The sequence below is a fragment of the Roseibium sp. SCP14 genome (genome assembly GCF_040329475.1).
GTDB lineage: Bacteria > Pseudomonadota > Alphaproteobacteria > Rhizobiales > Stappiaceae > Roseibium.
The window spans coordinates 221,529-244,314 of record NZ_JBDZYH010000003.1 but is presented as its reverse complement, the minus strand read 5'-3'; the positions used below and the strand labels follow the sequence as shown (position 1 = coordinate 244,314).

Genomic DNA, 22,786 nt, shown 5'->3' with positions numbered 1-22,786 from the left:
GCTTCCAATCCCGTCATTTCAGCGAACAGATGAGCGCAATCGACGCCGGGGTGCTGCGATCACGAAAGAGCATCATCCTCCGACCCCGTGCATGGTCTTCAGTCCGGCGTTGACGAATTTTGGCACATAGCGCTACCATTCCGAGCATTGAAGTATTTGTCGCCTCAATGAATGCTCCTGGGAGATTGGTTTTCATTCGGCCATTCTCTCAGCTCCATAGGTTCGCCGAGGTAATCGTTATAGATCCGCGAATGATCACATATTCGGATCCCACGAAACCAACGGCAACCAATGGCTCCGCGCCTCGGCTTTTCCGAGGCGGCTTGTTTCTTAGGTGCCGCAACCAAACTGACGGTGCCGTGCCAAAAACGTCCTTGCGCACGCAGGAAATGTTCAATCGGTTGCAACACGGTGAACGAATGCTCGATTTGGAACGTGAATATGTAGTCAAGAGCTATAGGCAGGGCACGCATCGGAGCGAGCCTCCCAGCCGCACATTGGCCAAGATAAGACCACTGTTGGGAAACATGGGCATCACCAGGCTGGCCAATCTCACCGGCCTGGATCGAATTGGTATTCCCGTGGTGTCGGCCACCCGCCCAAACTCGAGATCCGTATCAATTTCGCAAGGTAAGGGCACCTCCCTCGAAGCAGCCATGGCCTCAGCTGCCATGGAAGCCATTGAAAACTATCATGCAGAGCGGATCACTCTTCCGCTGAAATTCGGCAGTCATCGCGAGCTTTCCGCTCATCACAACCTCATCAACGTGGATGACCTGCCCAAGCTGAAATCGGGAGCCTGGCATCCCGATCGCCAGATAGTTTGGATCGAGGGCCGAAACCTCATGGCAGACAACGCCTTGTGGCTACCCTATGAAGTTGTGCACTCCAACTATACTGTTCCGGCGGTCTCAGGTAGCGGGTGTTTTGTTGCCAGTACAAACGGGCTTGCTTCGGGCAATCATCTTCTCGAAGCCATATCCCACGGCATTTGTGAGGTTGTGGAGCGCGACGCCAACAGCCTCTGGAACCGGCTCCCCGATCCCGTGCGTGCTTCCACCCGAATTGACATTTCAACGATCAGGGACCGGGACTGCCAGGTTTCGCTCAGTGCCTTGCACCAGGCCGAATTTGCGGTCGGAATTTGGGGTATGACCAGCAACGCAGGCATTCCGGCATTCTATTGCCTGATTGTCGATGAACAGGATCCCTTGGGACATTCCGGCGGCGGTGCCGGTTGTCATCTGGATCCGGCGATTGCGGTTTCAAGAGCCATTACCGAAGCGATACAGGTCAGGACCAATTATATTGCAGGTGCCCGCGACGATCTTGGTCAGTCCGAATACCAGGCAGACGAAGTGGCATCAAAGATCGAACATGCCAGATGGCTGATGGCTTTGCCTTGCGGAAAACCTGTCAATTTCGAAGACTTTGAAGATCAATCCTCCGACAGTTTTTCAAGCGATATTGAAATCCTGCTGGACAAGCTCAGAAAGGTTGGCATTGAACAGGTGCTATGCGTGGATCTCACGCGAGAGACCTACGGGATCCCAGTCGTCAGGATCGTCATTCCGGGACTTGAGGGCCCTGACGATCATGCCGATTACCAGCCGGGCCGGCGTGCGGGCAGTGTTTGAGCAATGAGCATTATCCTGTTCGCCGGGCCGACAATCAGCAAGGCCGAAATCAACAAACGACTGGATGCAGACGTTCGACCGCCTGCACAAATGGGCGACATTTATCTTGCGGCTCAATCAGGTCCTTCGGTTATCGGCCTGATCGATGGATATTTTCAGGGCGTACCGTCTGTCTGGCACAAGGAAATTCTTTGGGCCATGGACCAGGGAATTTCCGTTTTCGGCGCCGCCAGCATGGGGGCCCTACGTGCTGCCGAGCTCTTTCAGTTCGGCATGACCGGAGTTGGTTCCATCTTCGAAGCATACCGGGACGGCTCGCTTCACGATGATGATGAAGTGGCAGTTATTCACGGTCCGGCAGAACTCGGGTATCCTCCGCTGTGCGAACCGATGGTGAATATTCGCGCAACTCTCGACAAGGCTGTTGCTCAACACATCCTTGATGACAGCATCGCCGCCCGCTTTATCGAAATTGCCAAATCAACCTACTATCCGAACCGAAACTGGGAATGTCTGTTTAAAAAAGCTACGCAACTGGATGGGATGGATGCAGCAGTCCAGGCTTTCCGGAATTGGCATTCAAATAATCGCATCGACCAGAAGCAGGAAGACGCTCTTTCTCTGCTGGATGCTATTTCCAAATGGATCGAGAAAGAGAACGAACCAGCCAGGCCGCAATTTACGTTCGAATGGACGGTGATGTGGGATCGCCTGGTCAAGGCAAGCCCGGCTGATCATCCGGACACCGTTACGGCGCTTGCCGTTCTGGACGAACTTAGGCTGCAACCCCATTATTACAGCCAAATCAAACGCAGGGCCGCAGGCCGTTTTTTGGTCAGCAAGTCTGGTGAAGGCAGAAGGCAGGTCGATCTGGTGCCAATTTCCGAGACGCTGCGTAACTTCCGGGAAAAACACGGATTATACTCAACCCAACAGCTCAAATCATGGTGTGAAAAGAACGGGCTCGATGAATCCGGTTTACGCACATTACTTGAAGAAGAAGCCCGCATAGAGGAACTTGGTCGGCACGTAGCACTCAAGGCTCCCCAATTCATGCTTTCAGAGCTGAAGATTGACGGGGCCTATCAGACCCTGAACCGCAGGGTGAAATTGAAGTCCGATCTTGATCGTCAGCCTGACAACCGTGTTGAGAATGGGCAGGACAGCCTCCCTGCTTCTGCCGGTCTCCGGCTCTGGTATTTCGAAACGTGCCTCGGGGATCGGCTGCCTGAAAGCATAGATGAGCACCTCGGAAAAATTGACATTGAAGAGCAAAGCAAATTTGATTCGATGCTGGCTCGGGAATACTCTTTTCGACAAAGTTCGATCTGGGACGATTTGAAGGCCGATTAGGTAACGCGTCACGGATAGGTGCGCTAACCCGGCTATTGTCCCACGATTGCGGAACAAGAGGACGACGGGATACGCACATGGACCCAAGATCAATCTCCCATCCAGGTACCCGGTTTCTGTTGTTTCCGCAGTTGCCGAGCCTGAAGGAACAGGGAACCCCTGAAGTGGTTTGGGTGTCGAAGCCCGCCGGCAGCGTCGATCAGGGCCCGTCCGATGACCGAATGTATGTGATTGATCCAATAGGCAAGGAGATGCCCTACGGGTTTTACCAGCGCGCGGGAAACACCTTTCACTACAAGCCACCTTGGGACGGACCGATCCGCCCCCCGGCTATGCCCGGCACGGATGGGCATTTCGATCATCTTCATTTCGGCACACCGCAGTTTGAACAAGCCCATGCTTACGGCTCGATCCGATTCACGCTGGATATCTGGGAGGACTATTTCGGCCATCCGCTCGACTGGCATTTCGCTCAGCACTACGACCGGCTGGAGATCCTGTTCCTGCGCGGACTAGATAACGCCTATGCGGGATATGGTTCGGTGGAAATTGGTTCTTATGACCACGAAGGTGGCACCCATGTGAATTTCGGTCTCAGCTTCGACGTGCTCTCTCACGAAGTCGGTCATCTAATTATCTACAAAGAAGTCGGAATGCCTGACACCAACGATATTCACGGTGAATATTTTGGTTTTCATGAATCAGCTGCCGACATGGTGTCTTTGATCTCCCTGATGCATTTCCAGTCACCCATGACGGATCTGCTGAAGGAAAGTCGTGGCAACCTTTACACTTTCAACCACTTCAATCGGTTTGGGGAAGTTTCGGAAATGGAGCAATTACGCGTTGCGTCCAACAACTTGACCCTATTCGATTTCAAGGATGGCTGGGCATACGAGCACGACCTGGCACAGCCCCTCACCGGCGCAATGTTCGACATTTGGGTCGATGTGTTCCATGAAAATCTGGTTGAGGCCGGACTTATCTCGATGGAACTGGAAGAACTATCGGACAGGGTTGAAAACGATCCGGATTACAACAAGATCATCCAACCTCTCTTTGATGAAGCCTTCTCTCAGGCCCCCGACGGGTTTGCCACCGCGCTGGCCGACTCGCGCGATTTCATGGGGCTCGCATTGGCAGGAACCTGGACACGACTTTCCTCAACTGGTCTGGATTACGCGGACGTTGCACAGGCGATGCTTGAGACCGACCGGGACATAACCGGAGGACGATTTGGACGCATCATATCCACCAATATGAAACTTCGAGGCATTGGAGAAGTATCCGCAGGTCCCCGTCTTAAGCCTCCTGATGAAAAGAGCCATGCCTTTTCCTCGCGCGCAGTGGTTGTTGAAAATCAGGAGCATGGTTCACATGGCCAACAGTGTACCCATCTGCCGTTTTCAACACGCATGGCACTCAATCGCTTAGGCGGATAGGTTGAGAAGTAGAAGGAAAGTAATTTCCGGTAGATTTCCGTAAGGTTCATGCTACTATATCGGCAGTTTATCGATTTAATGTGTCTGATTGCCGGAGGATTGACATGCCGGAAACGATTTTCAGTACTTCAGAGATATTGTTATTTGGCCGCGTCATGAAAGATATGGCCTACATCACCAAGCTTCGTCCAGAACCTAACAATCCTCCACCCGACGAAGTAAATCCCGGTGCCCCCCCCAGATATGGCGGCAACAATGAACTGATCAAACAGTTGTTGGCAGATCGCACGATTGGTCACAAGAACGTACAGTTTGCGCGAATTTACGGGTTTGCGTTTGAAGGCCAATATTACGATTTTGCGCGACCACAAATTTTCCTGGTCCACGGAGACGGCACGCCTGCGGAAGGTCCGGTTCCTGACCAAAACAACCCGATGAGACGCGTGGCCAGGCACCCAGGCAGCACGGATCGCCTTGGAACGGCGGTAAGTGGCGCATCCTTTTCCGACGATATTATGGTTTGGTCCTACGACAAGGGAGATTACCTCGTCAGGATGGATCCTGAAGCAGGACCGCTTGAAAAGATCTTGCTGGAGGCGGAAGCCGGTACAACATCACCAGCCTATAGCGGTGGCAAAGCTTATAGCGGCGGCAAAGCCTACAGCGGTGGCAAAGCCTACAGTGGCGGCAAGGCCTACAGCGGTGGCAAGGCCTACAGTGGTGGCAAGGCCTATGGCGGAAATAGCGATTAGCGCTGCCTCGAGCAAGATCAAAGTGAACGTGTATCGCACATCCTAAGTTGAATCAAAGGGAAGTTGAGATGACACAGGCGAAAGACAAGTTATTTTGCAATCCATCTGAGTTCGAATTAGCCAAATCCACAGAAGAAAATACACCTCCCCCCGATTTCACGATCGAACTTACTAAGTACGCAGAAAAATTGACTGCCGGTGAACAAGTAACCGTAACTTTCACAAAAGCTACAGGCGAAACCAATGAAAACAAAGTGGTAGCATCGGAAGGCTATGCGGACCTTGATAGACTTGTGTCGTGTAAGTTGAAAATCAGTAAGAAAGCCGAGGGCTGGTACAACGTCAAAATCAAAGGAAATACTTCGACCAAGGAGAACGAACAAAAAAAAGCTTTACTAATTAACCGGGTTGCTTGAAAGCTGTAATAGTTAACCTACAATCGAAAATAAATTGCGATCACTCCCACTGCATATGAAACTTGATTTCATCCTCACCGCAAAAAGCGAACCCGAGACGCTGATATAGAGTGATTGCCGGGTTTCCTTTTATCATTGACAGATGCAGCGGTTTCCCTTTGGAAGCCGCTTTTTTCATGACATCTCTTATCAACAATGTACCGAGACCACGATTGCGATGGGACGAAAGCAGGTAAACCTGGTCAAGATTGATTTGGGCGGCTTCTTCCGAAACCTGGATCCAGCCAACCACGTCATCATCAATGATCACCAGGCTGACTTCGTTACACTTGAAATATCTCTTGAAAGCCGCTTCCGCCCGCTGACGGTCCAGCCGGTCCAATGCTTCCAGAAGCGGAAAAATGGTCTCGATATAAAGCTTTCGGCAAAACGAATAATCTGAAGGAACAGCAGTTCGAAGATAATACGGTCGTTGTTCTGTTGTCGCTTGATCCATCGCGTTCTTCAGTATCTGGTGCTTTTGATCATTTAAAGCCAGCTTTCTTCAGCCCTTCGATCAACCGCTCACGAGACTCCGGGTTGCGGTCGGGAGGAACATTTTCCCAGTGTTTGAGGGTGAATTCGGGATGTGTCACCAACAACTGCTCCGCATACTGATTTGCCGTTGAAACATCTCCGATCAACGCATGGCTGGCAGTCAGCATGCGATATCCCTCAGTCTTGTCATGCATCTGCGTCAACGTTCCTATGGCTGACTTGTAATCCTGCATATCAAAATAAGCTTCACCCAAATGCCAGAGATACCAATCCGGATAGCAAGGGTTCAACCTCATGGCACGCTTGATCAGACCAACGGCTCGCTCCGCGTCGCCATAGCAGCAAACCGAATGCCCCATCTCCGCAAGAACATCGGCATCGTTGGGATTAAACTCGATTGCTCGCTCGTATGCCGCAAGGGATTCTTCGTGCTGGCGCTTATAAAGACACGCACTCCCGAACGCCGCATAACCCCAGGCATCACTTGGTGCCAGACCAATTGCTGTCTCAGCCTGGCTCAAGGCCTTATCCAGGGCCTGTTCGGGAGGGTCCGCCCAATCGAAACGCCAGGCGTCATTCAACATTCGTGACATGCCGACATAGGAGCGTGCGTAGTTTGGATCTACGGATGATGCCAATTCAAACAAGCTATGAGCGTGATAGTTGGTTTCACGATCAGGTCGACGATAAACTTCCTTGCCCCGCAATATCAGTCCATACGCCTGCAAATCGGAAGGAGCGCTGTCCCGCTGACGCAACAATTCCGCTGCATTGACTTCCAGAGAGAGGCGTGAGGCGATGACTGCGGTCACTTCGTCCTGGAAATCGAAGATGTCGTCGAGGTCGCCATCAAAGTGCTCGGACCACATCGTCAATTCAGATTGCGCTTCAATGAGCTCCACCAGAATTCGGACACGGCTTCCAGAACGCTGCAACCCGCCATCGACCAGATAACGCACCCCCAACTTGCGGGCAATTTCACCAAGTTCCTGAAATTTCTCGGCAAAGGCAGACGAAGACCTTTGCGCTATGACGTGAAGATCGTGAAACCGGGTCAGGTTGCCGATGATGTCACCTGTCAGACCATTGCAAAGGTGGGCAAGCTGAGGCTCGCCCGTGATGTTGCGCAAGGGAAGCACCGCGATCGAACTCTCGATCTTCTTGCGGTCAGCCAGCGGCTTGCGATGGACCACAGGTGCGTGCATTGCGTGCCCTTCCAGGACAGGGTCGACTGCAAACACCTCTACAGGTTCTTCAATATTTTTCAGGGTCGGCTCTCCGAGCGTGCGGAAATTTACGTTCTCCAGGCCCCGTGCCGTCTGTTTCACAGCTGCCGAAACACAGATTTCCCCCGGCGCGGCCACTTCCTGAATTCTTGCAGCCAGATTGACGCTGTGTCCCAGGATACCAATCTTGCCCTTACGCACTTCTCCAAGATTTATACCTACACGGAATTGGATCGGGTCCTTGTCGGAATTCCAGATTGCGTCCTTCTTGCATTCCTGCTGCATCTGTATGGCAAATTTTATCGATTGGGACCCATTGGCAAAGAGTGCCAGAACCCCGTCGCCAGCAACATTTTTTACCGATCCGCCATAGTCTTTGACCAGTGACTTGACGAGATTAATGGCGTGCTCAACTCGTTTGGCGGTGCGCTCTTCATCATTCGCCATCAACCGGCTGAAGCCGCAGATATCCGCAAACAGGACTGCGGAAAGTTCGCTACTGAGTTGTTTTTGAGCAATCATCCAATATTCCGCGAAGTCCGTGCCGGGGTTCAGTCAAAAAGAAAATACCAATGAATAAAATAACCGGTTGGACATTATAGCTGCAACTGAGGCACTCGAAAATGCTGAATCTTTCGTCTCAGGTGAATTGCCAGCAGTGACCTGTCTCGACGTTTAATAGGAGATGAACTTATTCTTTCAAGAAACATGAGGCGTCACGTCGACAACGGCAATCACATTTACTGGAAGCCTCGGAAATTTTGACAATTGTCAACCTTTGCTCACCGACATCTACGTCAAATGGAGCAAACACGCATTCTCCGCCGGTGTGGTTCACTGGAGCACTGATCGAGGCTTCGTGACCCAAAGAGCCCAATCCAATCAGAAAACCGGCACAAACACTCGAGCTTGGAACGGTAAGAGAAACCGGTTATCCGTTGCGGTAAGTGCGTTCACCAAATGGCACATCGGCAATCATTCCTTCGATTTGCTGAATGAAGAGGCTTTCCGCCGGATTCAAGCTGCGTGACGGGTTCAAGACGAAGAACACGTCAACGGCCGGAAGGTCCTCGTAAGGCGGCAAGGGCCACAAGTTGCCCAGTTCCACATCTCTCTTGGCAATATGTACAGGCAACGCACCAAGGCCCAGTCCCGCCATGATCATCCGGCGGATCTCCGGGAGGTTCGCAGAGATCCCTTTTGGAGCAATCTTCAAGAGTGCCCGTTCGCGCAACTGGCTGACGGAATGGAGCGGACCGCTTTCACTTTCGGTCTGAAACGAAATCGAGGATTCACCGCGTAGTTCCTTCAGGTCTATCTGGTTTCTGCCGAAAAGGGGGTGATTGGGTCCGCAATACAGTCCAAAAAATTCGCGAAAGAGCGGTTCGGCCCGAAGCACTGGGTCCGGCTCTCGCATAAGACACAATCCGAAAGACGCCCTGTTCTGACGCAGCCGGTTCATCACTTCGCTGCTCTCTGCCACGGAGATCGAGAAGGTCACATCCTGATGGCTGTCATTGAACGCACTCAGCAACTTGTCGAAATGGGGAGACACAACATGACTGGTCATGACAATGGAAATATGTCCCGTGACCCGACCTTCCGTTTCACTCACAAGACTGGGAATTTGTGACACCGAACCGTAAATGGCACTGCATTCGCGGTAAAGCGTCTGGCCGGCCTGTGTCACTTCAAAAAAGTTCGGTCGCCGGACAACCAGCAGCTGACCGACGGAATCTTCCAGTCTTTTCAGTGCACTGCTGATTGTCGGTTGCGTGACACCGAGAAACTCCGCTGCGCGGGTGATCCCTCCCTGATCAACAACAACCATGAAGGTGCGCAGCAGATTCCAATCCAGTTGCCATGGAAACCTTTGTTCGTAGGGCTTCATCATAAATTCTGTCTATTATTGCGATTTGAATTATTTTTTTGCCCTATGATTGGGGCTCATGCAAGTGTTTTGCCATGATCGAGGACCCTGCCGCTTCGCCCTGAACGGTGCTCTCGTGACATGCAAGGGAGGACAACTTCATGAAGACCATTTCGAACCTGTTCAAGTCCGCACTCGCAGCCGGGGTTATGGCTGTGGCAACATTGGGCGCATCGCAGTCGGTTCAGGCTGACGAACTCGCCACGATCAAGGAAAACGGCGTCATGCGCATCGCCATGAGCGGCGCCTACCCTCCGTTCAACTTCGTCAACGAACAGAATGAAGTCGTCGGTTTTGATCCGGCCATCGGTGCTGAAATCGCCAAGCGTCTGGGCGTTGAAGTCGAAATCGTGACCACCGCCTGGGACGGCATCATCGGCGGCCTTCTGGCAAACAAATACGACGCCATCGTCGGCTCCATGTCGATCACCGACGAACGAAAGAAGGTCGTGGATTTTGTGGGGCCTTACTACCGCATGAGCCGGGGCATCTTCGTCAAACAAGGATCGGATGTCGCCGACCTTGCCGGACTTGAAGGCCGCAAGATCGGGGTAACGCTCGGAGAGACTCACGAACAGTGGGCGCAGGAGCAGGAAGGCTGGGACGTGCGTACCTACAAGGGTCTTCCCGAATTGCTGCTGGAACTTGATAACGGCCGTATCGACGCAATCGTCACCGATGACATCCCCGTTCTCCTTGCGATCCGTGAAAACGGAAACGCAATCTCTCAGCTCGACACCTCCGGTCTTGCTGGTGTCGCAGATCAGGCCGGCATCGCCATCCGCAAGGGCAATCCTGAACTGCACAAGGCAATGCAGGAAGCACTTGATGCAATGCAGGAAGACGGCACGTACCTGACGATCGCCGAGGAATGGGTTGGCGGCGACATTCGCTAACGCCTCCATCGGGCCCGGTGCTAGTTTTCCCTTTTTACCGGGCTCGTCCTTTCGGTTCTAACTGCACCGAGGATCTGCAATGGATTTCGACCTGATCCTGCGCGTCTTCCCCTACTTCCTGCAGGCCGCTGTAGTGACGATCAAGCTGTCGGTCTATTCGACTGCACTCGGTCTCGTATGCGGAGCTCTCGGAACGTCCGCACGCCTGTCCAGGCACAAACTGCTGCGTGCCGTCGGCACCGCATATGTATCAGTCATCAGGGGCACTCCCGCTCTGATCCAGCTCTTCATCCTGTATTTCGGCGGTCCACAAATCGGCATTCAGCTGGATGCGTTTGAAGCTGGCGTCATCGGTCTCGGGGTCAATATCGGCGCCTATATGACCGAGACGATGAGAGGCGCAATAATCGCCGTGGACAAGGGCCAGACCGAAGCCGCCCGCACGCTGGGACTGAGCAGGTCGCAAGCAATGCGCAAGGTCGTCCTGCCGCAAGCTGCCAGGCTGATGATCCGCCCTCTTGGCGTGAACATAAACGCCCAGATCAAAGGCACGGCGCTGGTCGCCGCAATATCGGTTGTCGAGCTGACCTACACTGCACAGCGCTATATCGGGTCGACCTACAAGCCGTTCGAGATGTTTCTGCTCGCCGGGGCGCTCTACATGGTGATCATTTACGTCGTGGGCATGGGCGTCACCTACCTGGACCGAAAGGCGGCGTTGAAATGACCGGAGCACATTTCTGGACCGGAGGCTGCAATGGGTCTTGATTTCGCAGTTGTTCCCGAATACCTGGACCGGCTTCTGCTGGGGTCTGTCTGGACCATCGGCATCACCCTTGCCGCCGCCGCTCTCAGCTTTTTCGGTGGCATCCTGTTTGCTGTCATCGCGCTCTACGCGCCCGCTGTTATCCGTTGGCCGTTCAAGGTATTTGCCTGGCTTTTCATGGGAACACCACTGCTGTTGCAGTTGTTCCTGATCTACTTCGGCCTGATCCAGATCGGCATCGATTTGCCCGCCGTCGTCGCCGGTATCATCGGTCTCGGGCTGCACTTTGCAGTCTACAATTCCGACATCATCCAGGCGGGCATCAGGGCTGTCGATCAGGGGCAATACGAAGCTGGTCGAACTTTGGGCCTCAGCCAGATCCAGACCATTCGCAAAATCGTTGTACCGCAGGCTGTCCGCGCGGTCGTACCGCCAATCGGCAACAACATGATTGCCTTGCTGAAGGACAGCGCGCTTGTTTCGGTGATTGGTGTCACGGAACTGACGCTGAGCTCGCAACTGGCGATTTCCAAGACCTTTCGTCCGTTTGAATTCTATCTGGCAGCGGCAGCCTGCTACTACGTCATCAATCTGGCTCTGGAAGCAGGGTTGCACCGCATAGAGCGCCGCATTCAGGTCGCGCGTTAGGCCGCGCAGGGAGTGAGTTTCATGACAGACAAACCCTTTGTCGACATTCGGCACGCCGCCAAGAGCTACGGTTCTCTCGAGGTGTTGCACGACATCAGCCTGCAAGTGAACAAGGGCGAGATCGTTGCCATCATCGGCCCTTCCGGATCAGGCAAATCGACCTTGCTCCGCGCAATCAACGATCTCGATCCGTTGACCTCGGGTGAAGTGTGGCTGGAAGACACACACGTCAACGAAACTCTGCCACATCGCCAATACGAGAAACATATCAACAAGGTGCGCCAGGACATCGGAATGGTGTTCCAGCACTTCAACCTCTTCCCGCATCTGACGGTGCGCGGAAATATTACGCTTGCACCGAAAATGTTGAAAGGCATCTCGGACACAGAGGCAAACACGCTCGCCGAAGAGCAGCTGGATCGGGTCGGTTTGCTGGAACGGATCGACTATTACCCCAGTCAGTTGTCCGGTGGGCAGAAACAGCGCGTCGCTATTGCACGGGCCCTGGCCATGAAACCCAAGGTGATGCTTTTCGATGAAGCGACATCAGCGCTGGATCCTGAGCTGGTTGAGGAGGTCAATCTGGTGATGAAACAGCTCGCTGAAGAGCACATGACCATGATTATCGTCACCCATGAAATGAAGTTTGCCGAGAGTGTCTGCGATCGGGTTGTCTTCATGGATGGGGGATACGTCGTCGAGGAAGGATCTCCTGACGTTGTATTCCGCAACCCTTCACATGAGCGCACGCGCAATTTCCTGCGCAAGCACCTCCAAGGCTAGAGTTGCCGTGAAAGAAATCTTTCTTACAGAATTCAACTCCACATTTATTCGACATTGGAACATCAGGAAACAACGTGTGATTTCATGACGGCCTATTCCTTTCGACCTGCCGGTCCCGATGATGCTCAGACCATTTTCGATCTGATTCAAAAACTCAGCGAATATCTGGGTCAGATCGAAAAATTGACGGCGTGTCCGGACGATTTCAAGGAAGTCGGCAAGGGCCCTCACCCGCTTTTCCAGGCCCTTCTGGCTGAAGACCAGGGCGAGGCAGTCGGCCTTTGTCTCTACTTCAACAGTTTTTCGAGCTTGCGAGGCAAGAAGGGCGTTTACGTGCAGGATCTCTTCGTCACGGAAGCCGCACGTGGCTCGGGGCTCGGACGCTCCCTGCTGGCACATGTGGCGAAGGAAGCAGCGAGCGAGGGAGCAACTTATCTGCGCCTGTCCGTCGATGTTGAGAATATTACTGCCCAGAAAGCCTATGAAAGGATCGGTCTGTCCGCAGCCACAGATGAGCAGATCCGGAAAATCGACGGCCTCGCCTTTGAGCAACTGGCCGCCCTTGCAGATGAAATTTGACACCAGATCAAACCACGAGAAAGACACCGAAATGGCGCAGTCAAACCTGTTCTACCAATCCCGGTTGGGGCGTCCGATGCTGGATCGGGCTGAAGGTATCTACATGTGGGATACGTCGGGCAAGCGCTACATTGACGGATCATCCGGTGCAATGGTCAGCAACATCGGCCATTCCAATCCGAATGTAATCGCCGCGATGAAGGCACAGATGGACAAGTCCACTTTCGGATACCGGCTGCATTTTCAAAATGAACCTGCCGAAACGCTGGCACGCAAAACGGCCGAATTGATGCCAGACGGACTGGACCGTGTATTCTTTGTTTCGGGCGGCTCGGAAGCGGTCGAAAGTGCCGTCAAACTTGCGCGGCAATACACCCTGACACAGGGCCAGGACAGCCGTTGGAAGGTGATTTCCAGGTTCCCCTCCTACCACGGCGGCACCTTGGGCGCAGTCGCCCTGACCGGATACGACCCGCTTTCAAAGCCTTTCGCGCCCCTGTTCCAGGACATGCCGAAAATCGCGGCACCCCTTTGTTATCTGGACAGGGACAACTTGAGCGAAGATGAGCGCGGATTGAAATATGCAGAGTTGCTGCGCGACAAGATCCTGGAAGAAGGACCTGACAGCGTTCTGGCCTTCATCATGGAGCCTGTCGGCGGGGCTTCAACCGGTGCTCTCGTTGCACCTGACAGCTATTACAGCCGCATCCGCGAGATCTGCGACGAGTTCGGCATTCTTCTGATCTACGACGAGGTGATGACCGGTGCTGGGCGCACGGGCAAGTTTGTGGCTTCCGAACACTGGGGCGTAACGCCCGACATTGTGGCCCTGTCCAAAGGTTTTGCCGCTGGCTACGCCCCACTGGGTGCAATGGTGGCAAAAACGCCGATTGTGGATGCTGTTCTCGATGCCGGCGGCTTCATGCATGGCTTCACCTATGCGGGCAACCCGCTGGCCTGTGCAGCCGGCGTTGCCGTGTTGGATGAGTTGAAGCGGCAGGATTTGATCAACAATGCGGCAAATATCGGCGGCGTTCTCAAGCAGGAACTGACCGGCCTCATGGATCGTTACCCCTTCATCGGCGATGTGCGCGGAAAGGGTCTGCTTCTTGCCTTCGAACTCGTTTCAGATCGCACAACGATGTCGCCTTTACCAAAAGACTTCAATGCCTTCAATCGACTTGTTGATCTGGCATATGAGCGAGGGTTGATCATCTATTCACGTCGTACCCGCGGTGGTTATGAAGGCGATCATTTCCTTGTGTGCCCACCCTTGATCGTCACCCGCGAGCAGGTGAACGAGATCATGGCAATTCTGACAGAAAGCCTCGACGCAATGGCGGACGAGATGAACTTGCAGGTCGTACGCTGATGCCAATGCCGGATAAATCCTGCTCGATTGAAGAGGCAATTGCCCAAATCCCTGATGGCTCAAGCATCATGCTTGGCGGCTTCGGGGTTCCGGGCACTCCGTTCTGCCTGATCCGCGAACTGGTGCGACAGGGACAAAGGGACCTGACCATCATCAAGAACGACGCCAACGAAACCGGCATGGGCGTAGACTGGCTGCTCGACAACGGACAGGTCGCCAAACTGATAACCAGTCATATCGGCCTGAATTCAAACGCCGTCGCCATGATGAACGCGGGCGAAATCGACGTGGAATTCGCTCCTCAGGGCATTCTCGCCGAACGCATCCGCGTTGCCGGTGCTGGAGTTATGGGGTTCGTAACCGATATCGGCATCGGAACTCCGATGGCGGAAGGCAAGCAAAAGGTCATGATCGACGGCAAAGAAGGCATCGTGGAGACAGCTTTGCGGGCTGATTTTGCCTTGTTGCATGCTGACCGGTCCGACCCCTTCGGTAATCTCTGCTTCACGGCAACCGCCCGCAATTTCAATCCGCTGATGGGCATGGCAGCCACCAGAACCATAGCGGAGGCGGAAGCCATCCTCCCCCTGGGCGGCATCACTCCGGACGACGTCAACCTGCCCGGCCCTTTCGTCGATGACGTTGTTGCCCTTCCCGAACTGATGGAGGCTTATGGTGTCGTTGAGCGCTAAGGACAGAATGCTGAAACGGGCTGCTGCCGACATCAAGGCCGGCATGACGGTCAACCTGGGTATCGGCCTGCCGACACAGGTGTTGAAACACGTTCCGGAAAACCTGCCCGTCTGCCTGCATTCGGAAAATGGCATAGCCGGCGTTGGACCCGTTCTCGCCAATGATCAGGCAGACCGCAATCTGATCGACGCAGGTGGAGCTTACGTGTCGCCCCTGCCGGGCACTTCCTATTTCGATAGTGCGCTCAGCTTCGCCATTGTGCGCTCCGGACGCCTTGATCTGACGCTTCTGGGGGCTTTTGAGGTTGCCGGCAATGGCGACCTTGCCAACTGGATGATCCCCGGAAGGTTCACGCCTGGTGCCGGCGGGGCGATCGAACTGGCCCAGAAAGCACGCCGGGTGGGCGTAGTCACCACCCATACGGACAAGAAGGGCAATCCCAAGATCCTGTCTGCATGCACCTTGCCGCTGACGGCCCCCTGCTGTGTCGATCGGATTTATACGGACATGGCGGTCTGTGATGTAACTCCGGAGGGTCTGCAACTGAGTGAAATAGCCGAAGGTGTCTCCCTTGACGATGTGATCGCCGCAACCGGCGCCAGATTGATCGTGCCGGACCAGCCTCTTCCCACTTTCTGATCGGAACCTCCATGAACACGCAGGCTAAAACAGCCATCCTGAACGCAGTCGATAACCTCTTCGATGCGGAAGTCGACTTTCTGAGTGAGTTGAGCAGCCACCCGTCGACGCGGGGCAACGAACAGTCCGCACAGGCCTTCATGGCTGAAGAATTGGCGAACCGAGGCCTGAAGGTGGATCGTTGGCAGATTGATGTTGACGAAATTGCTCACCTCCCCGGTTTTTCTCCCGTTCTTGGCAATTACGAGGATGCCGTAAATGTTGTCGGCACGCACCGTTCCGCAACGCGCAAGGGACGCAGCCTGATCCTGAACGGTCATATCGACGTCGTTCCGGAAGGACCGCTCGACATGTGGGAGACACCTCCCTATGCGCCGCGTTTGGAAGATGGCTGGATGTATGGGCGCGGCACGGGCGACATGAAGGCAGGACTGGCAGCCAATCTATTTGCCCTGGATGCTCTGCGCTCGCTGGGCTTTGCCCCCGCTGCCGACGTGTTCTTCCAATCGGTTGTCGAAGAAGAATGCACCGGAAACGGCGCCCTCGCCTGCCTGCAACGAGGATACAAGGCGGATGCTGCCCTTATCCCGGAGCCCTTTGCCGAAGATCTCGTGACCGCACAGCTCGGCGTCCTCTGGTTCCAGGTGCATTTGCGCGGACTGCCGACCCATGTCGCCTACGCAGGAAGTGGCTCCAATGCGATTGAAGCCGCAATCCCTTTGATCGCCGCACTTCATGAGATGGAGCATCGCTGGAACCTGCCTCAGAACCGCCATGAGGACTATTGCAATCACAATCACGCGCTTAACCTGAACGTTGGCAAAATCCAGGGAGGTGACTGGACAAGCTCGGTACCGGCCTGGTGCGTCTTTGACGTCCGAATGGGTCTGTTTCCCGGCCAAGATCTCAACGAAGCCAAGCGCGAAATCGAAGACGTTCTGATGACCGCGGCGCAAACCCACCCGTTCCTGAGCAAAAATGCACCTGAAATCGTCTATCACGGTTTTCACGCGGAGGGTTATGCCCTTTCCGAAGACAAACGCACCACGGCCAAGACTGCTATCGGCACACTGGAACAGGCGCATCATGCCGTCACTGGACGGGATTTGAACAAGGTTGCAATCACCGCAACCACGGATGCCCGGTTCTTCGGTCTCTACGCGGATACTCCGGCACTCGTCTACGGACCAACGGCGGAAGCCATTCATGGGTTTAACGAGCGAGTGGATCTTGAGTCGGTCCGGCGCATCACCCAGGCAACAGCCCTCTTCATCGCCGATTGGTGTGGACTGGAAAAGATCTGAAGGATACCCCATGCGCGACGCCGTAATCGTCTCGACTGCCCGCACGCCCATTGGAAAAGCCTATCGCGGGGCTTTCAACGCCACGCAAGGACCAGTTCTGGCCGCCCATGCCGTGCAGGCGGCGGTCGCCCGAGCCGGACTGGAAGGCGGTGAAATCACAGACTTCACCATGGGCTGCGCATTGACCCAGGGCTCGACCGGGATAAACACGGCCAGACATACAGTTTTTGCTGCCGGCCTGCCGGACAGTATCGCCGCAGCAACCATCGACCGGCAGTGTGCTTCCGGCTTATCCGCAATCACCATTGCCGCACACCAGGTCATGACCGGTGAAAGCGAGGTTGCGCTTGCAGGCGGAGTGGACAGTATTTCGCTGGTGCAAAATTCGGATTGGAATGGAAGCCACTATCGCATTCCATCAGTTCGTGACGGCTACTACATGTCCATGCTGGAAACCGCTGAACGCGTCGCCGAGCGTTATGGCGTGAGCCGCGCAGAACAGGATGAGTACGCACTGCTGAGCCAGCAGCGCACGGCAGCGGCTCAGGAGAAAGAGCTGTTTGCGAACGAAATCGTGCCTGTCGAAACAATCAAGCGAACAAAGGACAAGGCAACCAATCAGGTCAACAATGAAACTGTGACGCTGAATACCGATGAATGCAATCGTCCACAGACCACGTTGGAAGCCTTGTCTGAATTGGCTCCCGTGCTTGAGGGCGGCTCTGCAGTAACCGCAGGCAACGCCAGCCAGATGTCCGACGGTGCAGCTGCTTGCGTGATTATGTCGACTGCCGAAGCCAGTCGACGCAATCTCGAACCACTCGGCCTCTTCCGGGGCATGACTGTCATCGGCTGTGCACCTGAGGAAATGGGGATCGGACCGGCTCTTGCCATCCCGAAACTACTGCAACGGCACGGATTAGGTGTTGATGATATCGATCTCTGGGAAATCAACGAAGCCTTCGCTTCGCAGCTTGTCTACTGCCGGAACAGGCTCGGCATCGATCCTTCGAAACTCAATGTGAACGGTGGAGCAATTTCCATCGGTCACCCTTATGGCATGAGTGGCGCAAGAATGGCCGGACACGCCCTGCTTGAAGGTAAGCGCCGCGACGCAAAATTTGCAGTTGTCAGCATGTGCGTTGGCTGGGGCATGGGAGCGGCCGCATTGTTCGAACTGACCTGACGCACGAAGGTAACTCTCAAACGATAGGAAATGGCAGATACTGCGAGAGCGAAAAACCTGCCTTTTCTTATTGCTAGCAGGTCCTATGCAGTCCGATTTCCGTCGCTTACCTGTTGCGCAAGTCAGCGACGGATTCCCGTTCGACAATCTCGGCTTCTAACCGAAGCGTCTCAATCTCCTTTGCGGCATCTAGTCTGCCCATCAGTGCCTTTGCGACGTTGGTGCCCATGCGCGCGGTCGGAAGGCGAATCGTGGTCAGTGGCGGCACGCTGTGAGCGGCCCAGTCCAGATCATCGAAGCCCATTAGAGACAGATCCTCTGGCACTGCAATGCCGTGACGACCTGCCTCGAAAAGCACGCCGAGCGCCAGGACATCCGACAAGCAGAGGATTGCGCTTGCAGGTTGCGGTTGGCTGGCGAAGATGTGTGCAGCGGAACTCGCACCTCCTGCAACATCAAGTGATGTTTCATACAGGCGAATCTCAGCCCCCGCTCCACGAGCTCCTGCCAGAACCCCAGCAATTCTCAATTGTGTGCGATCATTGTTTTCTGCCGGTCCATGAATGACGCAGACATTTTCATGACCTCGCGTAACCAGGAAACGCAACGCCTTTTCGCCCAGTGCGGCATTGTCATAGCCAATGGCTGGCAAGCCGTTCTGTCCTTCGCAGACGCTGGTGCAAATCGCAGGAATATTTCCCGCTGCAAGAAATTCAAGCAGCGCCGCGTTGTGTTCCGCTCCTGACAGGATCAGTCCTTCCGCCCCCAGATCGATCAACTCGCGGGCGCGCCGCTCTTCCGCGTCAGCATCACCTCCTGAAGTGGCGATCACAAGCGCATAGCCTTGACCGGCCAGTTCCTGCTCTATCGCATTCAGAAACCGGGCAAAGATCGAGTGGGCCAGCGTCGGCACGACAGCACCGATCGTTTTCGTGCGCTGCGTTGCCAGGGCACGGGCGGCTGGATTGCGCGTATATCCCGCTTTTTCAATAGCTTCCAGAACTTGGCGGCGTGTTTCCTTGTTCACCAGCGCGGAATTGTTCAGCACTCGAGAGATCGTCCCTGTCGAGTAACCGGTCATCTTGGCCAGGGCCCGTACGCCCAGCTTTTTTGTACCGGATGGTTCTTCCATCCATTCGTCTCCATCTTGTCCGGCTTTATAGAACACCAAAGAAATTTATTACAGGTTATTGACAATTGGAACCGGTTCCAGTTCAAATTATGGAACCGGTTCCAATAACCATTACTCCAGAACCGACGGAGCTGATCGAATGCAGATTTACGCACCTGTTTCAGGTGGTCTGTCTTCAAAGGGAGCGCGATATCCCGGTTTCGACGTCGAAGGTCGAACGAAGGTGATCGAGGTTCATTGCGGCGAAGCAAAGCGACTGCATACACCCGAAGGTGCTCTCGTCACTCTGACGGATATTGACGGCGACACCGCTGCCTTGGTCTGCGCTCTGACACCATCTGGCGAGGATGCGCTTGCAGGCAGTGATATTGGCTTCGGCAGGTCTAATGGTATTCCGGATGGTATCGACGGAGAAGAACTGCGCGGTTGGATCGCTTCCAATGGATCTTCCGAAGAGGCGCTTGCCTTTAGAAGCGTGTTTGCCCCGTCCGGGGCTCCCGACAACAAATTCACACTGCGGATTCCGACGGGCTGCGATCTATGGATTGCTGTTCCCCGTTCCAACGACACGTTGGAGCAAGGCGGTGGAGGTTCGGTCATTGCCGAGATGTCCGCACTCAACAAGTCGACGTCCTGGCTCCCTGCCCCACTGGGAGACATACGCGATGAGTTTCGTGTCAATCGCGGCACGGCCTATGCATACGAGGTCAAAAAGGGTGACTTAATTCAGGTCATCGACGTGGCCGGTCGGCAATGTTCGGACTTCATGGCTCTGCGATCAGATGCACTTGACGCTGGTCTGGAACGTCACATCGATTCAACCGTTACGCGGACGCTTGTTGGCGGCGGATACCCGGCCCCCGGTCTTTACGACAAGTTTTTCGACCAGGACATGCGCCCTCTCCTTTCAGTCGTTCAGGACACTGTCGGTCGGCATGACACGTTTGCCCTTGCCTGTACCGCGCGTGGTTACGAAGAACGGGGTTTCCCGGGCCATCTGAACTGCTCAGACAACATCTCAAATGCCTTTGAGCCCTATGGGATCGGGCGTCGTAACGCCTGGCCAGCTATCAACTTCTTTTTCAACTCGTGGATTCTGCCCGGGGACAATCGTTTGCAGTCCGACGAAGCCTGGTCGCGCGCTGGTGATTACGTCGTCATGCGTGCGATGACGGATCTGCTTTGCGTTACGACCGCCTGTCCGGACGACATTGACCCGATCAACGGATGGAACCCGACCGACATACATGTGCGCGTCTACAAGCCGGAAAAGACAATCCGGCAAGCGATCGCCCATCGTCCGTTTGCCGAGAGTGCCCCAGTCATGACAAGCGAAAGCGCCTTTCATCCAAGAACAAGCAAACTGACGAGCTCTTTTCATGTCGCTCGCGATGTTTGGCTTCCAACGTCCTATGACGGCAGTCGAGCGCTCGATGAATACTGGTCCTGCCGAGAATCCGTCACCGTCCAGGACATGTCGTCCTTGCGAAAATACGACGTTGCCGGACCGGATGCCGAACAGCTTTTGCAAACCTGCCTGACACGCAACATCGCCAAGCTTTCCGTCAATCGCGGCGTCTATGCTCTTATGCTGAACAACACCGGGTCGGTCATTGATGACGGAACACTGTTTCGGCTTGCTCCTGATCTTTTCAGATGGTGCTGCGGTTCGGAGGAGAGCGCCCGTCAACTCAAACAAGTTGCGGAAAGCGAAGGCCTCAAGGTCTGGGTCAAGGCCCAATGGTCGTCCATGCCCAACCTTGCGATCCAGGGGCCGAAAAGTCGCGAGCTCCTGAAACGCATCGTCTTTACACAACCCCATCAGCCTTCGCTGGAAAACATCAAGTGGTTCGGCTTCACGATCGCTCGTCTTCATGACCGCGAAGGTCCGGCCTTCATGCTGACACGCACCGGCTTCACGGGCGAGCTGGGTTACGAAATCTTCTGCGATCAGGGCTCCGCACTGGAGATCTGGGACGCAGTCATGAAAGCAGGCGAAGACTTCTCCATCAAACCGATGGGGTCCGGGGCTCTCGACACGATCCGGATAGAGGCGGGGTTGATGGTTGCAGGCGCTGAGTTCACCCCCGATGTCGACGCTCTGGAGGCTGGCCTCGGTTTCGCTGTCGACATGAAGAAGGGCTCGTTTGTCGGCCGTGAGGCGTTGGAGCGTAACGGAACAGCTATTCGGAGAAAACTGGTCGGCTTGAAGTTTCAAGGAACCGAAGTTCCCATCCATGGTGCTCCGGTTTTTGCAGGCCATCATCAGGTTGGTGTCATCACAAGCGCCACGCGCTCACCCATGCACGGCACCGCAATCGCAATGTGCCGACTTGCCGTTGAACACTCGGAAATCGGAACGGAACTGGAGGCTGGCTGTCTTGACGGTCACATGAAACGCCTGCCCGCCCGAGTTCACGAACTTCCCTTCTTCGACCCCAAACGGGAGCGCGCACGCGCGTGAAAGACGCAGAATTGAATGACAGGAGGACGCGATGAAAAAGGTACTACTGGTAGCAACTCTTGCGATTGCAACAGGTCTCTCGTCGGTTTCGGCGAACGCCGCCGACAAGGTTATGATCGGTGAACCGAGCTGGCCTGGCGCAAAGATCATGGCCAACCTGATCGGACAGGTCATCACCTCACGTCTGGGCGGCGAAGTCGGCTACGCCCCGGGGGCCAATGCCGTCATCTTTGCAGCCATGGACGGTGGCAGAGGCGATATCGACGTTCATCCGGATGTGTGGCTGCCGAACCAGAAGTCCTTTACCGACGAATACGTCGATCAGAAGGAAACGGTCGTGTTGTCGGAAGGGTCATATGAAGGCAGGTCCGGCTTCTGCACACCGACCTATATGGCAGCAGATCACAACATCAAATCGGTCTTCGATCTTGGAACGCCGGATGCTCAGAAACTCTTCGACGCCAACAATGACGGCAAAGGCGAAATCTGGGTCGGGGCATCCGGATGGGCCTCTACCAACGTTCACAAGGTGAAAGTTCGGGACTACGGGATCGAAACCTTCCTGGAGCCAACAACCGAGGATGAAACCGTCTTCTACGCTCGACTGAAAGATGCCGTCGACGCCAAACAGGGCGTCGTGTTCTACTGCTATAAACCACACTATGTTCACGCACTTTACGACGTGACAATGCTCGAAGAGCCGGAGTTCGATCCGAAACAGTACGCGATCATTCAGCCTGACCAGGACGCTGACTGGTACGAGAAATCGAAAATCACAACAGGTGACCAGGTCAAGACGGTTCGTGTTGCGCATTCAAAGTCATTGGAAGAGCGCGCCCCGGCTGCTGCCGCTTTCCTGAAGAACATCAATATGAGTGCGGATGATCTGTCCGAACTGACCTACCAGGTCGTTGTACAGAAAAAGGAAATCGAACCGGTCGTATCTGAATGGATCGCCGGAAACTCTCAGACTGTCGACGACTGGCTTGGGCTCAACTGACCACTGGCAACTTCCCGGCGCATCTGCGCCG

Annotated in this window: 21 protein-coding genes; 17 read left to right on the top strand and 4 right to left on the bottom strand. The window is 54.7% G+C overall.

The window, feature by feature from the left end:
• Positions 1-419: 419 nt before the first annotated feature.
• From ABLQ08_RS13910 to ABLQ08_RS13890, 5 genes are all read left to right on the top strand, one after another.
• Positions 420-1,637 (top strand): YcaO-like family protein, encoded by a 1,218-nt coding sequence (locus ABLQ08_RS13910; protein WP_352943245.1) that lies wholly within the window; start codon positions 420-422, stop codon positions 1,635-1,637.
• A gap of 3 nt (positions 1,638-1,640) precedes the next feature.
• The gene (locus tag ABLQ08_RS13905; protein WP_352943242.1) at positions 1,641-2,990 is read left to right on the top strand and encodes a TfuA-like protein; all 1,350 of its coding nucleotides are present in this window, start codon (positions 1,641-1,643) and stop codon (positions 2,988-2,990) included.
• Between the two features lie 77 nt (positions 2,991-3,067).
• Positions 3,068-4,432, top strand: coding sequence for a hypothetical protein (locus ABLQ08_RS13900; protein WP_352943240.1), 1,365 nt, complete (start codon positions 3,068-3,070; stop codon positions 4,430-4,432).
• Positions 4,433-4,536: 104 nt separating this feature from the next.
• On the top strand, positions 4,537-5,184 hold the full coding sequence (locus ABLQ08_RS13895) for a hypothetical protein (RefSeq protein ID WP_352943237.1): 648 nt from the start codon (positions 4,537-4,539) through the stop codon (positions 5,182-5,184).
• Positions 5,185-5,252: 68 nt separating this feature from the next.
• On the top strand, positions 5,253-5,600 hold the full coding sequence (locus tag ABLQ08_RS13890) for a hypothetical protein (protein WP_352943234.1): 348 nt from the start codon (positions 5,253-5,255) through the stop codon (positions 5,598-5,600).
• Positions 5,601-5,640: 40 nt separating this feature from the next.
• Here ABLQ08_RS13890 and ABLQ08_RS13885 read toward each other — a convergent pair whose 3' ends face one another.
• The 3 genes from ABLQ08_RS13885 to ABLQ08_RS13875 form a co-directional block, all read right to left on the bottom strand.
• Positions 5,641-6,096 (bottom strand): GNAT family N-acetyltransferase, encoded by a 456-nt coding sequence (locus ABLQ08_RS13885; RefSeq protein WP_352943231.1) that lies wholly within the window; start codon positions 6,094-6,096, stop codon positions 5,641-5,643.
• Positions 6,097-6,124: 28 nt separating this feature from the next.
• Positions 6,125-7,885, bottom strand: coding sequence for an adenylate/guanylate cyclase domain-containing protein (locus ABLQ08_RS13880; protein ID WP_352943229.1), 1,761 nt, complete (start codon positions 7,883-7,885; stop codon positions 6,125-6,127).
• Positions 7,886-8,294: 409 nt separating this feature from the next.
• Positions 8,295-9,257, bottom strand: a complete 963-nt coding sequence (locus tag ABLQ08_RS13875; RefSeq protein WP_352943226.1) for a LysR family transcriptional regulator — start codon at positions 9,255-9,257, stop codon at positions 8,295-8,297.
• Between the two features lie 146 nt (positions 9,258-9,403).
• Between ABLQ08_RS13875 and ABLQ08_RS13870 the strand changes: the two genes are divergently transcribed.
• The 10 genes from ABLQ08_RS13870 to ABLQ08_RS13825 all read left to right on the top strand — a co-directional run bounded on the left by ABLQ08_RS13870 (position 9,404) and on the right by ABLQ08_RS13825 (position 18,159).
• On the top strand, positions 9,404-10,189 hold the full coding sequence (locus ABLQ08_RS13870) for a transporter substrate-binding domain-containing protein (RefSeq protein WP_417714923.1): 786 nt from the start codon (positions 9,404-9,406) through the stop codon (positions 10,187-10,189).
• Positions 10,190-10,268: 79 nt separating this feature from the next.
• Complete coding sequence (locus ABLQ08_RS13865; RefSeq protein ID WP_352943220.1) at positions 10,269-10,916, top strand: amino acid ABC transporter permease; 648 nt, start codon at positions 10,269-10,271, stop codon at positions 10,914-10,916.
• Between the two features lie 30 nt (positions 10,917-10,946).
• The gene (locus tag ABLQ08_RS13860; RefSeq protein ID WP_352943217.1) at positions 10,947-11,603 is read left to right on the top strand and encodes an amino acid ABC transporter permease; all 657 of its coding nucleotides are present in this window, start codon (positions 10,947-10,949) and stop codon (positions 11,601-11,603) included.
• A gap of 21 nt (positions 11,604-11,624) precedes the next feature.
• On the top strand, positions 11,625-12,386 hold the full coding sequence (locus ABLQ08_RS13855) for an amino acid ABC transporter ATP-binding protein (protein ID WP_352943215.1): 762 nt from the start codon (positions 11,625-11,627) through the stop codon (positions 12,384-12,386).
• Between the two features lie 84 nt (positions 12,387-12,470).
• Positions 12,471-12,965 carry a GNAT family N-acetyltransferase gene (locus ABLQ08_RS13850; RefSeq protein ID WP_352943212.1) on the top strand — a complete coding sequence of 165 codons (495 nt, stop codon included), beginning with the start codon at positions 12,471-12,473 and terminating at the stop codon, positions 12,963-12,965.
• 31 nt (positions 12,966-12,996) lie between these two features.
• Positions 12,997-14,337: an aspartate aminotransferase family protein gene (locus ABLQ08_RS13845; protein WP_352943209.1), complete on the top strand. Its 1,341-nt coding sequence runs from the start codon at positions 12,997-12,999 to the stop codon at positions 14,335-14,337.
• Positions 14,338-14,342: 5 nt separating this feature from the next.
• Positions 14,343-15,029, top strand: a complete 687-nt coding sequence (locus ABLQ08_RS13840; protein WP_352943207.1) for a CoA transferase subunit A — start codon at positions 14,343-14,345, stop codon at positions 15,027-15,029.
• A 7-nt stretch (positions 15,030-15,036) separates the two neighbouring features.
• Positions 15,037-15,669: a 3-oxoacid CoA-transferase subunit B gene (locus tag ABLQ08_RS13835; RefSeq protein ID WP_352943204.1), complete on the top strand. Its 633-nt coding sequence runs from the start codon at positions 15,037-15,039 to the stop codon at positions 15,667-15,669.
• 11 nt (positions 15,670-15,680) lie between these two features.
• Positions 15,681-16,973, top strand: a complete 1,293-nt coding sequence (locus ABLQ08_RS13830) for an ArgE/DapE family deacylase (protein ID WP_352943201.1) — start codon at positions 15,681-15,683, stop codon at positions 16,971-16,973.
• Between the two features lie 10 nt (positions 16,974-16,983).
• Positions 16,984-18,159 carry an acetyl-CoA C-acyltransferase gene (locus tag ABLQ08_RS13825; RefSeq protein WP_352943199.1) on the top strand — a complete coding sequence of 392 codons (1,176 nt, stop codon included), beginning with the start codon at positions 16,984-16,986 and terminating at the stop codon, positions 18,157-18,159.
• A 106-nt stretch (positions 18,160-18,265) separates the two neighbouring features.
• Here ABLQ08_RS13825 and ABLQ08_RS13820 read toward each other — a convergent pair whose 3' ends face one another.
• Complete coding sequence (locus ABLQ08_RS13820) at positions 18,266-19,291, bottom strand: LacI family DNA-binding transcriptional regulator (RefSeq protein ID WP_352943197.1); 1,026 nt, start codon at positions 19,289-19,291, stop codon at positions 18,266-18,268.
• A 139-nt stretch (positions 19,292-19,430) separates the two neighbouring features.
• Here ABLQ08_RS13820 and ABLQ08_RS13815 point away from each other — a divergent pair, with 139 nt between their 5' ends.
• Positions 19,431-21,755, top strand: a complete 2,325-nt coding sequence (locus ABLQ08_RS13815) for a DUF1989 domain-containing protein (protein ID WP_352943195.1) — start codon at positions 19,431-19,433, stop codon at positions 21,753-21,755.
• Between the two features lie 31 nt (positions 21,756-21,786).
• Positions 21,787-22,755, top strand: a complete 969-nt coding sequence (locus ABLQ08_RS13810) for a glycine betaine ABC transporter substrate-binding protein (RefSeq protein WP_352943192.1) — start codon at positions 21,787-21,789, stop codon at positions 22,753-22,755.
• Positions 22,756-22,786: the final 31 nt, after the last annotated feature.

Excerpts from the sequence above, each read along its gene's own strand:
- ABLQ08_RS13910 (WP_352943245.1), top strand. The coding sequence starts at position 420 with ATGCTCGATTTGGAACGTGAATATGTAGTCAAGAGCTATAGGCAGGGC.
- ABLQ08_RS13905 (WP_352943242.1), top strand. The coding sequence starts at position 1,641 with ATGAGCATTATCCTGTTCGCCGGGCCGACAATCAGCAAGGCCGAAATC.
- ABLQ08_RS13900 (WP_352943240.1), top strand. The coding sequence starts at position 3,068 with ATGGACCCAAGATCAATCTCCCATCCAGGTACCCGGTTTCTGTTGTTT.
- ABLQ08_RS13895 (WP_352943237.1), top strand. The coding sequence starts at position 4,537 with ATGCCGGAAACGATTTTCAGTACTTCAGAGATATTGTTATTTGGCCGC.
- ABLQ08_RS13890 (WP_352943234.1), top strand. The coding sequence starts at position 5,253 with ATGACACAGGCGAAAGACAAGTTATTTTGCAATCCATCTGAGTTCGAA.
- ABLQ08_RS13885 (WP_352943231.1), bottom strand. The coding sequence starts at position 6,096 with ATGGATCAAGCGACAACAGAACAACGACCGTATTATCTTCGAACTGCT.
- ABLQ08_RS13880 (WP_352943229.1), bottom strand. The coding sequence starts at position 7,885 with ATGATTGCTCAAAAACAACTCAGTAGCGAACTTTCCGCAGTCCTGTTT.
- ABLQ08_RS13875 (WP_352943226.1), bottom strand. The coding sequence starts at position 9,257 with ATGATGAAGCCCTACGAACAAAGGTTTCCATGGCAACTGGATTGGAAT.
- ABLQ08_RS13865 (WP_352943220.1), top strand. The coding sequence starts at position 10,269 with ATGGATTTCGACCTGATCCTGCGCGTCTTCCCCTACTTCCTGCAGGCC.
- ABLQ08_RS13860 (WP_352943217.1), top strand. The coding sequence starts at position 10,947 with ATGGGTCTTGATTTCGCAGTTGTTCCCGAATACCTGGACCGGCTTCTG.
- ABLQ08_RS13855 (WP_352943215.1), top strand. The coding sequence starts at position 11,625 with ATGACAGACAAACCCTTTGTCGACATTCGGCACGCCGCCAAGAGCTAC.
- ABLQ08_RS13850 (WP_352943212.1), top strand. The coding sequence starts at position 12,471 with ATGACGGCCTATTCCTTTCGACCTGCCGGTCCCGATGATGCTCAGACC.
- ABLQ08_RS13845 (WP_352943209.1), top strand. The coding sequence starts at position 12,997 with ATGGCGCAGTCAAACCTGTTCTACCAATCCCGGTTGGGGCGTCCGATG.
- ABLQ08_RS13840 (WP_352943207.1), top strand. The coding sequence starts at position 14,343 with ATGCCGGATAAATCCTGCTCGATTGAAGAGGCAATTGCCCAAATCCCT.
- ABLQ08_RS13835 (WP_352943204.1), top strand. The coding sequence starts at position 15,037 with ATGCTGAAACGGGCTGCTGCCGACATCAAGGCCGGCATGACGGTCAAC.
- ABLQ08_RS13830 (WP_352943201.1), top strand. The coding sequence starts at position 15,681 with ATGAACACGCAGGCTAAAACAGCCATCCTGAACGCAGTCGATAACCTC.
- ABLQ08_RS13825 (WP_352943199.1), top strand. The coding sequence starts at position 16,984 with ATGCGCGACGCCGTAATCGTCTCGACTGCCCGCACGCCCATTGGAAAA.
- ABLQ08_RS13820 (WP_352943197.1), bottom strand. The coding sequence starts at position 19,291 with ATGGAAGAACCATCCGGTACAAAAAAGCTGGGCGTACGGGCCCTGGCC.
- ABLQ08_RS13815 (WP_352943195.1), top strand. The coding sequence starts at position 19,431 with ATGCAGATTTACGCACCTGTTTCAGGTGGTCTGTCTTCAAAGGGAGCG.
- ABLQ08_RS13810 (WP_352943192.1), top strand. The coding sequence starts at position 21,787 with ATGAAAAAGGTACTACTGGTAGCAACTCTTGCGATTGCAACAGGTCTC.